We start from the raw sequence: 10,313 nt of genomic DNA on the forward strand, positions 1-10,313 counted from the left end.
CGAGGCCGAAGCCAACTACTATGCGCAGCGTGCCGCGCTCGATATGGTCGCATAAAGTGAAGCAAACGGTCTCCGGCAAACCCGGCGCGGTTCACAACCTTCGCGCCCAGCATCCGCATCAGTTTGCGCCGCTCGATTGAAAAACTGTCGGCCATCGTGACAACCAGAGGATAGCCCTTCGCGGCGCAGACCATGGCAAGGCCAATGCCCGTATTGCCGGAGGTCGCCTCGACCACCGTCTGACCGGGCTTCAGGCGGCCGTCGCGTTCGGCTTCCTCGATGATGCTCAGCGCCAGCCGATCCTTCACTGACCCCGCCGGGTTGAAGAACTCGGCCTTGACGTAAAGCTCCACGCCATCGGGGGCGAGGCGGTTGATCTTGATCGCGGGCGTGTTTCCCACGGTCTCGAGCACGCTGGAATACAGCTGCCCGCGTCCCACGGTGGTGCGCGTCGTCGTCGCATCCATTGGTCCATTCCCTTCCCTGTGGATCATTCGCTTTTTCAAAGTCTCTTGTCGTTGGCCTCCGAAGCCCTTCCCTTCTCAGGCGTCTCTGGCCCTCAGGCTTTTATCGCCAGTGGATGGCTCGCTGATCGTGCTGACTTCGGTGATGACGTTGACGAAAAGGCATGCAAAGCCGCACGCCTGCTAAGCGAATATGCCGTCCCGTCCTCGCGTGCTTGACGAAGACCTGAAGATTTCCTGTAGAAATCCGGAATTCTGCTGTATCCTGAGCCATGGGCTGGACATTCGGAGAGTTTCATCTCGACCCGGATCGGTTTGAACTGGCACGCTGCGGCAAGGCCGTGCCGGTCGAGCCCCAGGTGCTGACCTTGTTGATCCACCTTGTCCGGAACCGTAACCGCATGGTCACCAAGGATGAGATCGTGGAGGCCGTCTGGAAGGGGCAGGCCATTTCTGACGCCAGCATTTCCAGCCGCATGCGGTCGGCGCGCAAGGCTGTTTGCGACGACGGTGCCCGACAAGATGTGATCCGGACGGTTCATGGCCTCGGATTCCGCTTTGTCGGAGAGGTCGCGGTAACGACACCCGGTCGCACGGCGGTCAATGCCGTCGACCCGCCACAGCCCGCGCACCTGTCGGGGCGTCCCTCGATCGCGATCCTCCCGTTCAGGCCGCTTGGACCAGCGCCTGATCTCGCCGTTCTGGCCGAGGCGATTCCCCACGAAATCATCGAGGCGCTGTCACGCCTGCGTTGGCTTGCAGTCATCGCGCGCGGATCGTCGTTCCGCTTTGCCTTGAATGCCGACGCCGTCGATTCCGTCGCTGCGGCCCTGTCGGTGCGCTACGTGCTTTTCGGAGTCATCGAAAGCCGTGGCGCGACTCTCGCGGTCACGCTCGAACTGATGGACGCAAGCTCGCAGCAGGTGCTCTGGGCCGACCGGATCGAGTCCCCTCGCGACGGCATGAACGCGCTCAGGTCGACTATTGTCTCGCATCTGGTCACCGCGCTGGAGGTGCATATTCCCTTCAACGAGGCGCGCTCAGCCAGACTGCGGAGCCTCGAGGATCTTGATGCTTGGGCCCACTATCATGTCGGGCTACGTCACCTTTATCGCTTCACCCCGACCGACACGGCAGTTGCGCAAGCCTGTTTCGCGCGTGCGATTGCGGCCGAACCACGATTTTCGCGCGCGCATGCGGGCCTGTCCTTTACCAGTTTTCTCACGGCTTTTCTGCGACTCGATGCCGACCCGGCCGGTGCCGCCGCCGCAACGCGAAGGCATGCCGACCGCGCGCTGGAACTGGATGAGCTGGACCCCTTCGCCAACTTCACGATGGGCCGCTCGTTCTGGCTGACCGATCAGCCAGAAATCGCTGCGGACTGGCTTTCACGGGCCACGACGCTCAACCCCAATTACGCTCAGGGCTTCTATGCATCCGCTTTCACATCGATGCTGATCGGCGACGCGGCTGCGACGGTCGAGGCGCTCAACACGTCTTATCATCTCAGCCCCTTCGACCCGCTTCTCTACGGGGTTCACGGCGTTCGAGCGCAGCTTTTGCTGCAGGAGGAGGACTATGCAGCCGCCGCCGTATGGGGTGACCGCGCCGCGGCACAACCTGGCGCTCACTATCTGGTCAGGATGATCGCCCTCGTCGCCAATGGACTGGCCGGCAAGCGCGAACGCGCAAGGCAACTGGCGCAGGAAATCCGCAGGAACAGGCCGGATGCAAGTGCGGCCGATTATTTCGCAGCATTCCCGACCCGTCATCAAAGATCCCGCACGCGCATCGCTGATGAACTGACTAGGCAAGGGTTTTAATGATCTCTCGCCATCCTGTGACCGGTGACGTTGAAGCGGAACAACGAGACCGCACGAAATTCATCGAATTGGCACAGAGGGGAGTCGGCAAGATTCACTGCGCATGTCGCGCGTCGCCATACGAAGCGAAAAGAACTTGTGCCTGGCCCGCATTGGGCCAGGCGTGCGCTTCAGGCTGCCACCGCGGCCGCCACCGGCGGCAGGAACCGCAGCCCGAAGTATCCGGCGATGGCATCGACATCCGACATGGCCGCCCCTTCGACGGCGCTGAAGAACCCTTCGAAGCCCCCTGGTGTGACGATGACCATCAGGCGTCCCATCCTGTCACCGATGTTCTGGAAGCGGTGCGGAACGCCGCGTGGCAGAAGGATGCATCCGCCGTCGGTGAGTTCTGTCGCGCGGTCGCCGCAGATGAAGAGGAACCGGCCCGACAGGACGCGAAAGAACTCCTCCTCGCGTTCGTGAACATGAAGCGGGGGGCCTTCGCCTGCCGGCATGTCCAGTTCCACAAGGCCGAAAGTCCCGCCGGTCTCCTCCGCCGTCATGCGGATCAGATGGGGTCCGAACCCGAAGGCCATCCGGCCTGCGCCGGCCTCGGAAACGACAGCTGCTGTGAAGTCTTTCATGGCTTGATTTCCTTTGTAAGTGCGTAGCGCTGCGGTATCATTAAATGCCGATGGCGATAATTCCGGCCATCCGACACGACTGTTCGGATCTTTTGACAGATGAGGACGAGCGACCCGCTGAACGGCATTGCGGTCTTTCTTGCGGTCGCAAGGCATCTGAGTTTTTCCCGCGCAGCCGAAGTGCTCGAGATGTCGCGCCCGACAGTCAGCGCACAGGTCGATCAGCTTGAACGGCGCCTCGGTGTGCGGTTGCTTTATCGATCGACGCGGCACCTCGCGTTGACCGCCGCCGGACAGGCCTTTTTCGACGGGCTGGCGGATGTGACGGAAATCGTGGATGCCGCGGAACGCGCTGCGGTCCGCCAGCACAAGGTGCCTGCCGGAACTCTCAATATCGCGGCGCCGCCGGATCTGAGTCTGTCGCACCTGACGCCCATGATCGTCCGGTTCATGGCCCGGAATGCCGACATCGACATACGACTTCAACTGGACAACGAGGCCGTCAACCTGATCGAGCAGAAGCTGGACCTTGCCATCCGAGGACGCCTGCAAATCCAGGAGAACCTGATCACTCGCAAGCTGGGCGCGTCGCCAATCGTCCTGTGCGCGTCACCCGACTACATCGCCCGTCGCGGTGCCCCGCAGACGCCCGAGGATCTGATTGAGCACAGATGCCTGCACTTCTCCGATTTGAGGTGGGGTCGGCGCTGGCACATGCAGAGGGGGGATGACCATCGGCAGATCGAAATCGCGCCGGTATTCGAAGTGAACGACGGCACCAGCCTCGGTATGGCCGCGCTCGCCGGTCTCGGGATCGCGCTGCTTCCCGCCTTCATCGTCGGCGACAACCTCCGGGCGGGTCGGCTGATCAGGGTGCTTGATGACTGGACCGTTGGCGACGTGCCCTTGCACGCCGTCTATCCGGACAACCGGCTCATCGCGCGCAAGGTGAAGACCTTCGTGGCGTTTCTGGCCGCAGAGTTCCGAAAGAATCCCGACCTGAATGGGAACACGCCGCTATAACGGACGCTGGCTGAGACCACACCCGCGGGAGCTAGAGTTGCTCCGACGATCGGGAGCGCAGACGCCTGACCCGGCATGGCAATGTCTTCCTGCCTTCAAGCTGCGGTCCCAAGGCGCTGATTTGACACAGGGACCGCCAAAGCAGCCGAGATCGCATCGGCCGTGTCGCCCTGAAACCGAACCATGAGCAGGCAGGCTGGTTGCCGAGTTGCCCGTTTTGTCTGCCATGCTGCCCATACCAGCTGAAAATGGAACAAAACACGCAGGCGCCGCTTCACCGGACCGCACGAGGCGGGCATCGGTGCGCTGGAGTTTTCTGTCGTTCCCTCGGGTGCCCGTGGCCCGGCATCGGTGATAGGAAGTTGGCCTCTATGCTGCGTCCTTCCATAAGTCGGGCGTGATATAGACGACCTTTTCATCGACACTGACCATTACGTCACCGTCCTGAATATTGACCTGAAGCTTCATCGCGCGGTTGGCTAGCTGTGCCAATGCAGCCGTGTCGGCCTCCGGTAGATTTATGATCTGCAAGTTCTCGAATCGAGTGGTGCCGTTCCTGACCTTGTCCCACCACGCTTCGGCGAACCTGCCCCCATAGGGGTAAATAATAACCTTTGCCGCTTTACTGCTGGACTGCCGCATGACCTTCTCGCTTGGAAGTCCCAATGCAACCCACACATCGATCTCGCCGGTCAGGCTCTTCTGCCAGATGTCGGGTTCGTTGTCCGTCGACAGTCCCTTGGTCATTTCCAGATGCTCATGGGCGTTCAGAGCGAAGGCGACAAGACGCACCATCAGCCGCTCATCCGTTTCCGAAGGATGCTTTGCCACGGTCAGTTTATGGGTTTCGTAGTAGTGGCGACCCATGTCAGAGACCGACAGCTCGACTTTATAGATGGTGGCACTTTGCGCCATGATATGCCCCAACCCTCCAAGGATCGGGCTGCCTAACCCGTTCGGTATCCCTTGGGAAGCGGTCAAAGCCCGAAATTAGGCAATCGCCAGCAAACTGTTTCAAAGATGGGAAAGCGGCCTGATCGATAAGGCGGTTCCGCAGGAGACCCTGGCATCTGTGCGCGACATCATCGCGTCAGAGGCGACAGGCGCCGTCGAGGCTCACGACCTGCGCGCCCGCCATGCCTGCAGTGCCACATTCATCGATTCGACCTCGTCGTTCCTGGAGCCACGACGGTCTTCGAATCGCACGATATCTGCGACCGGATCGAGGCGGCCTTGAAGGCCGCCGTGCCCGGCGCGCGGATCACCATACACGTCGAGCCGGAGCACAAGCTCAAGCAGTCAGGCATTGCCGTTCTGGATTAACGTCGGAACTGCAAGCCGAAGCGTAACACCAAGCCGATCTTGGGTCGTGGGCCCTGCGCCGTGCAGAGCCCGGCGGTGGCAATCAGCCGTGATTGGGGGCGTCATCCTTTCCGCGGCCCTTCCCGCCACCGCGCACATGGCCTGCCGGGTCATCAGCGCCGCGCCGCGCAAATTCGGTGTCCTGCGGCAGTGGCATCCAGGTGTGTCGGGGGCCATCGTCCGCACCGCGCCCGCGACCCTTTCCACCCCCGCGGACGTGGCCTGCCGGGTCGTCGGCACCGCGGCCACGGCGCGCCAGCTGGTCATGAGAAACACCGTCTGCGGGCATGGCGATCTGGACGCCGATCGGGCCGAGGCCGGCATCACCGATGGATGCCATCGAGGCGCTCGGCGCGGTCAGAGCCAGCAGGCACCCTGCGAGGCCGGCCAGTGTCGTCTTGAATGTGTGTGTCATGTCCTATCCTCCCCATTGCGGGCATCAGCGCCCGGTGACGCGAATAAGCCGGATTAGCTTGCACCGCGCCAGCGGCCGGCGACCTTTGCCGCAAGCCGTCGGACCTCAGGCGCGCCGCGTCGGACCATTGCCGGTCGCGACGACCGACCAAGGTCTGATCCGGATGAATCCATTTGCCAGACCTGTCGAACCCTTGTCACTCTGGGCGCAGGAGGAGTGCAATCATGGTCAATGTCACGCCATTTGGAGTCGCGCGTCCGAAGGGGGGCTGGCATCGGGGCGGCCAAGACCTGGCGTCTTCCGCAGGACACGCGGGCGGCCTTGCCGACAAGTTCGCAAGATTGCCGCTCCACCACAGGTTCGCATGGGTCGGCAGTCTGGTCAGTCTCGGCGGAATGATCGCGATCGGCAGCTTCGTCAGCCAGTCGATCGAAACCGGTGTCGTCCGCAATTCGGCGATTTCGAGCGCGGTCTACATGGAGAGTTTCATCGCACCCCTGTCACAGGAACTGGCCGGGGCACGCAACCTGTCGCCGGATACGATTGCGCATCTGCAAGACCTCTTGGACCAACCGCCCCTCTCCGAACAGATCCTCTCTGCGAAGATCTGGCGCGAGGACGGTTTCATTGCCTTTGCGACCGACAGTGCCCTGATCGGGCGCAAGTTCGAGGCTGGGGATGACCTCGAAAGAGCGTGGGCAGGCGATCTTAACGCTACGTTCGACGAACTCGACAGCCCGGAGAACCAGCACGAGCAGAAGTTCGGCGTGCCGCTGCTGGAGGTCTACAATCCGATCCATTCCATCGTGACGGGTGAGGTCATTGCCGTTGCGGAATTCTATCTCAACGGGACCGAGCTCCATCGTGACCTGCTGACGGCACGCTGGCGGGCCTGGTCGCTGGTCGCTTTCGTCACGGTCGTGACCTTCGCCGCTCTCTTCGGCATCGTCAGATCCGGAAGCCGCACCATCGCGGCCCAGACCGATGCCCTGGCTGTCCGGCTGGACGATCTGGCGCGCATATCCGCGCAGAACACGCACCTGCGCAAACGCGTTCAGACGGCATCACGCGGTGCGGCCGAGACGCATGAACGCTACATGCGGCGCATCAGTGCAGAGCTGCATGATGGACCCGCGCAGGCCCTTGCCCTCGCCTCGCTGCGCCTGGATGCCCTGATGCGGCGGTCCAATGTGTCCCAGGAGGACGGCGAGGCACGGACCCTGCGCACCACGTTGGGCGAGGCCTTGCGAGACGTCCGCGATCTGTGCCGGGGACTGACTTTGCCGCAGCTGGAAGGCCGCAGCATCGTTGAGACCCTGGAGGCGGCCGTGAGCGCGCACGAGCGCCGAACGGGCACGACCCTCGGGCGCTTCTATGGCGAAAGCGACTTCACCGGTGAACCGGTCCCGCATCCGATCCTGATCTGCATCTACCGCTTCGTTCAGGAGGGTCTGATGAACGCCTATCGCCACGCCCCTGACAGCAAGGTCACGGTATCGTATCACACCTCCGACGACCGCATGACGGTGTCGGTCACAGACACCGGGCCGGGCTTCGACGTCTCTGCCCCCAGCGAAGGCCTCGGATTGTCGGGTCTGCGCGAACGCGTCGAAAGCATCGGCGGCGAGTTCGATATCAGCAGCCAGCCGCACGGTGGCACCCGCCTGAGGTTCACACTGCCACGGGACATATACGCATGACGGACCAGATCAGGATCGTCGTCGCCGACGACCACCCGCTTCTGCGACAGGGCGTCGTGCTCTCCTTGGTCGAGCACGGCGGCTTCTGTGTCGTCGCACAGGCGGGTTCCGGTCCGGAGGCCGTTGCCGCCGTCGAGGCTTTCCTGCCCGACATCGCGCTGCTCGACGTGTCGATGCCGGGCAACGGACTGAAGGCCGCGGCCACGATTTCCCGTCAGTTTCCCGCGGTTGGCATCGTCATGCTGACCGTATCGGAGGACGATGAGGACCTTCTGAGCGCATTGCGTGCGGGTGTGCGCGGGTATGTTCTGAAAGGCGCATCCGCGCAGGAGCTCACGGATGTCCTGCTGGCTGTCGCAAGCGGGGCGTCCTACGTCTCGCCCGCCATTGCATCCAAGGTGATCGTCGCCATGCAGGGTAAGGGCGCGCGGCGCCTGCCAGAATTCGAGGCGCTGAACGACAGGGAGATGGAAATCCTGCGATGCGTCGCCGAGGGTCTGAGCAACAAGGAGATTGCCCGCGCCACGGACCTTCAGGAAAAGACGGTCAAGCACTACATGACGAACATCATGCAGAAGATGCAGGTCCGCAACCGTGTCGAGGCTGCATTGAAGGCGCGCGATCTCGGCGTCTGAACCGTCTCCCTTTGGTCAACGTCTCCCCTGTACCCCGCCTTCACGTCGCGGCCGCTGCGAACGGGGCGAAGTCTTTCAGATCGCAGGAGCTTGATGCTGGTTTTACCGGCGTCGCGCCGATGTCCCGAAGAAGGGCTCCATGCGACACGCGCCGGAGCGATAGACGCGTCCGCATGACCGCGCGATCGCAACTCCACATCTTGCAAGGCTGTTGGCGGGTCCACATTTGTGCTCAAAGTGAAAGGACCAATGCATGAACGTGCAAAAGCTGCTGGAACAGTTTCTGGGACCCGATGGGACGACCAACCTCGGCGCTCCTCGGCAAGGGGGACGGGATGGCTTGGCCGATGCCCGTCCATCCGGCCTTGCCGGTCAGGGCAGCGACAGCATCGGCAATCTTCTGCGGTCGGCGATCGCCGGCAGCGGATCGTCCCGCCAGAGTGGCGGCGGGCTGGGTGTCCCCGGTGCCGCCATGGGGGGACTGGCAGCAGGCGGTCTGCTGGGCATGGTCTTGGGCGGCAAGAAGAAGAAGCGCAAGAAAGGCTTCGGCGGTGGCGGCGTGCTGAGCCACGGCGGCGCAGCCGTGCTGGGTGCCTTGGCACACCGGGCCTACCAGAACTGGCAAGACGGGCAGCAGGTGGCCAAAGCCCCCATGGCGACGCTGGACGATGTGCCGCAGGACGGCTCACGCTTCGCGCCGGTCACCGGGGCCGATGGCAAGCCCTTTGCGCTCGCCCTGATCGGGGCGATGATCGCCGCAGCGAATGCCGATGGTCACATCGACGCGAATGAACAGAAGTTGATCTTCGACGCCGCCGACCGTGGCGGCCTCGATGCCGAAGGCAAGGCCTTCGTCTTCGATGCGATACAACGGCCGCTGTCCCCGACGCAGATCGCAGCCTTGGCGGCGGACCGGGAGCAGGCCGCCGAACTCTATCTCGCCGTCCAGGGCGCCATGCGAAGCACTGTCGCCTGGTCTGTAAACCGGCATGCATAATTGACCCCGTATCGGGGTAATCGGCACCTTAAAATGACCCCCTTACACTGATGGTCATGATGCTCCCCAGGTCATTGGGGAGCACAGTGGGATGTTGGTGGTGGAGACGATAGCGAAGATCTGGCGGGCGTATTTTCAGGACAAGAAGTCGATCAAGCAGATTTGCCGGGATCTGCGGGTATCGCGGAATACGGTGCGCAACGTGATCCGGTCCGGTGCGACGGAGCTCATCTACGAGCGAACCGTTCAGCCGTTCCCGAAGATCGGACCGAGGAAAGACTTGCTCGACGAGATGCTGGCGGTGAATGCGCGAAAGCCCAGGCGCGAGCGACTGACCCGCATTCGAATCTTCGAGGAACTCCCGGCCCGACCCAACCATGGAAAGATTACGGGTGCTGGACGCGATGAGCCGGCTGAAGCTCTATGGCATGAAGGCCGCCTACGATGAGATCATCACCACGGCGGTGAAGCGTCAGCACGAGCCGCAACAGATCGTCGGCGACTTGCTGTATGCCGAGATCAGCGAGAGGCAGGCGCGATCCCGAGACCGGGCTTCGCATCTCGAAGCCCGCGGATGTGACGAAGATCATCGACGCCGCCGCACCGGCGCTTCAGATCATCGGCGACGATCTCTGGAACGCGGTGCAGGACCGTCTCGAGAAGACTTATGCCCGCTACGCTGGCAAGACCGCACCGCTCAACGACAGCCACCGGGCCCAATACCTGCTGTCCCGGCTCCTGACCTGTGCGTGTTGTGGCGGTTGCTATACCCTCGTCGCTCAGGATTGTTATGGCTGCTACAATCGCAAGACCAAGGGCCTGTCCATCTGCGCGAACACCAAGACCATCACGCGGCACTAGGTGGAGGCCCGCGTGCTGGCGCGGCTCCGCGCCGGACTGATTCATCCGGACCTGGCAGAGCATTTCGCGGAGGAGGTGCTCCGTGCGCTGGCCCGAGCTGCTATCGATACCGGCCCCGATCGTGACGCCTTGGCCGCGCAGATCGCGAAGGCCGATCTGGCCATCGATCGCCTGCTGAACCTGCTCGAGCAGGCCGACGACAGCGCATCGCTGCTGGCGCGCCTCAAGGACCAGGAGGCCGACCGCAGCCGCATGCAACAGGCCCTCGCCACCACACAACATGATGCACTAGCGCCGGCCTTGCCGACGGTAACCTGCCACGGGAATTTTCCTCCACCGTCGATTATAGTCCGGCCCAACCTGAGGAGGGACAATGAAACGAACGAGATTCACAGACGAACGGATCA

At 62.7% G+C, this 10,313-nt stretch carries 11 protein-coding genes and 3 pseudogenes; 10 read left to right on the forward strand and 4 right to left on the reverse strand.

Annotated features, from left to right (window positions below):
- A partial coding sequence (locus BUA54_RS19930; RefSeq protein ID WP_143155561.1) for a PLP-dependent cysteine synthase family protein occupies positions 1 to 467 on the reverse strand: 467 nt, incomplete at its 3' end.
- A 269-nt stretch (positions 468 to 736) separates the two neighbouring features.
- Here BUA54_RS19930 and BUA54_RS19935 point away from each other — a divergent pair.
- Entirely contained in the window at positions 737 to 2,287 is a 1,551-nt protein-coding gene (locus tag BUA54_RS19935; RefSeq protein WP_072859000.1) for a winged helix-turn-helix domain-containing protein, read from the forward strand.
- A 170-nt stretch (positions 2,288 to 2,457) separates the two neighbouring features.
- Here BUA54_RS19935 and BUA54_RS19940 read toward each other — a convergent pair whose 3' ends face one another.
- Positions 2,458 to 2,913 carry a cupin domain-containing protein gene (locus BUA54_RS19940; protein WP_072859001.1) on the reverse strand — a complete coding sequence of 152 codons (456 nt, stop codon included), beginning with the start codon at positions 2,911 to 2,913 and terminating at the stop codon, positions 2,458 to 2,460.
- 99 nt (positions 2,914 to 3,012) lie between these two features.
- Between BUA54_RS19940 and BUA54_RS19945 the strand changes: the two genes are divergently transcribed.
- On the forward strand, positions 3,013 to 3,936 hold the full coding sequence (locus BUA54_RS19945) for a LysR family transcriptional regulator (RefSeq protein WP_072859002.1): 924 nt from the start codon (positions 3,013 to 3,015) through the stop codon (positions 3,934 to 3,936).
- Between the two features lie 369 nt (positions 3,937 to 4,305).
- Here BUA54_RS19945 and BUA54_RS19950 read toward each other — a convergent pair whose 3' ends face one another.
- The gene (locus BUA54_RS19950; RefSeq protein WP_072859003.1) at positions 4,306 to 4,851 is read right to left on the reverse strand and encodes a YaeQ family protein; all 546 of its coding nucleotides are present in this window, start codon (positions 4,849 to 4,851) and stop codon (positions 4,306 to 4,308) included.
- Positions 4,852 to 4,963: 112 nt separating this feature from the next.
- On the opposite strand from BUA54_RS19950, the pseudogene BUA54_RS20715 reads away from it, so the two are divergent.
- Positions 4,964 to 5,259, forward strand: a pseudogene (locus BUA54_RS20715) (cation transporter dimerization domain-containing protein); the annotation flags it as partial.
- A gap of 82 nt (positions 5,260 to 5,341) precedes the next feature.
- Here BUA54_RS20715 and BUA54_RS19960 read toward each other — a convergent pair.
- A complete protein-coding gene (locus BUA54_RS19960; RefSeq protein WP_072859004.1) occupies positions 5,342 to 5,713 on the reverse strand; it encodes a hypothetical protein in 372 nt (123 codons plus the stop codon).
- A 341-nt stretch (positions 5,714 to 6,054) separates the two neighbouring features.
- On the opposite strand from BUA54_RS19960, the gene BUA54_RS19965 reads away from it, so the two are divergent.
- The 7 genes and pseudogenes from BUA54_RS19965 to BUA54_RS19990 all read left to right on the forward strand — a co-directional run.
- Positions 6,055 to 7,413: a sensor histidine kinase gene (locus BUA54_RS19965; RefSeq protein ID WP_178352811.1), complete on the forward strand. Its 1,359-nt coding sequence runs from the start codon at positions 6,055 to 6,057 to the stop codon at positions 7,411 to 7,413.
- Positions 7,410 to 8,048, forward strand: a complete 639-nt coding sequence (locus BUA54_RS19970; RefSeq protein ID WP_072859005.1) for a LuxR C-terminal-related transcriptional regulator — start codon at positions 7,410 to 7,412, stop codon at positions 8,046 to 8,048. Before BUA54_RS19965 ends, BUA54_RS19970 begins: the two co-directional genes overlap by 4 nt.
- Positions 8,049 to 8,301: 253 nt before the next feature.
- The gene (locus BUA54_RS19975; protein WP_072859006.1) at positions 8,302 to 9,045 is read left to right on the forward strand and encodes a tellurite resistance TerB family protein; all 744 of its coding nucleotides are present in this window, start codon (positions 8,302 to 8,304) and stop codon (positions 9,043 to 9,045) included.
- Between the two features lie 91 nt (positions 9,046 to 9,136).
- A pseudogene (locus BUA54_RS19980) lies at positions 9,137 to 9,427 on the forward strand (IS21 family transposase); the annotation flags it as partial.
- A pseudogene (locus BUA54_RS21450) lies at positions 9,423 to 9,587 on the forward strand (ATPase); the annotation flags it as partial. The pseudogenes BUA54_RS19980 and BUA54_RS21450, both read left to right, overlap by 5 nt.
- 34 nt (positions 9,588 to 9,621) lie before the next feature.
- Positions 9,622 to 9,906 (forward strand): hypothetical protein, encoded by a 285-nt coding sequence (locus BUA54_RS21340; protein ID WP_178352812.1) that lies wholly within the window; start codon positions 9,622 to 9,624, stop codon positions 9,904 to 9,906.
- Positions 9,907 to 9,918: 12 nt separating this feature from the next.
- Positions 9,919 to 10,313: hypothetical protein (locus BUA54_RS19990; RefSeq protein WP_425434995.1), on the forward strand; the 395-nt coding region annotated here is incomplete at its 3' end.

The sequence above is a fragment of the Loktanella atrilutea genome (assembly GCF_900128995.1).
In the GTDB taxonomy this organism is placed as follows: domain Bacteria; phylum Pseudomonadota; class Alphaproteobacteria; order Rhodobacterales; family Rhodobacteraceae; genus Loktanella; species Loktanella atrilutea.

Bases quoted from the DNA above. Each gene is read 5' to 3' on its own strand.
- BUA54_RS19935 (WP_072859000.1), top strand. From the start codon at position 737: ATGGGCTGGACATTCGGAGAGTTTCATCTCGACCCGGATCGGTTTGAA.
- BUA54_RS19940 (WP_072859001.1), bottom strand. From the start codon at position 2,913: ATGAAAGACTTCACAGCAGCTGTCGTTTCCGAGGCCGGCGCAGGCCGG.
- BUA54_RS19945 (WP_072859002.1), top strand. From the start codon at position 3,013: ATGAGGACGAGCGACCCGCTGAACGGCATTGCGGTCTTTCTTGCGGTC.
- BUA54_RS19950 (WP_072859003.1), bottom strand. From the start codon at position 4,851: ATGGCGCAAAGTGCCACCATCTATAAAGTCGAGCTGTCGGTCTCTGAC.
- BUA54_RS19960 (WP_072859004.1), bottom strand. From the start codon at position 5,713: ATGACACACACATTCAAGACGACACTGGCCGGCCTCGCAGGGTGCCTG.
- BUA54_RS19970 (WP_072859005.1), top strand. From the start codon at position 7,410: ATGACGGACCAGATCAGGATCGTCGTCGCCGACGACCACCCGCTTCTG.
- BUA54_RS19975 (WP_072859006.1), top strand. From the start codon at position 8,302: ATGAACGTGCAAAAGCTGCTGGAACAGTTTCTGGGACCCGATGGGACG.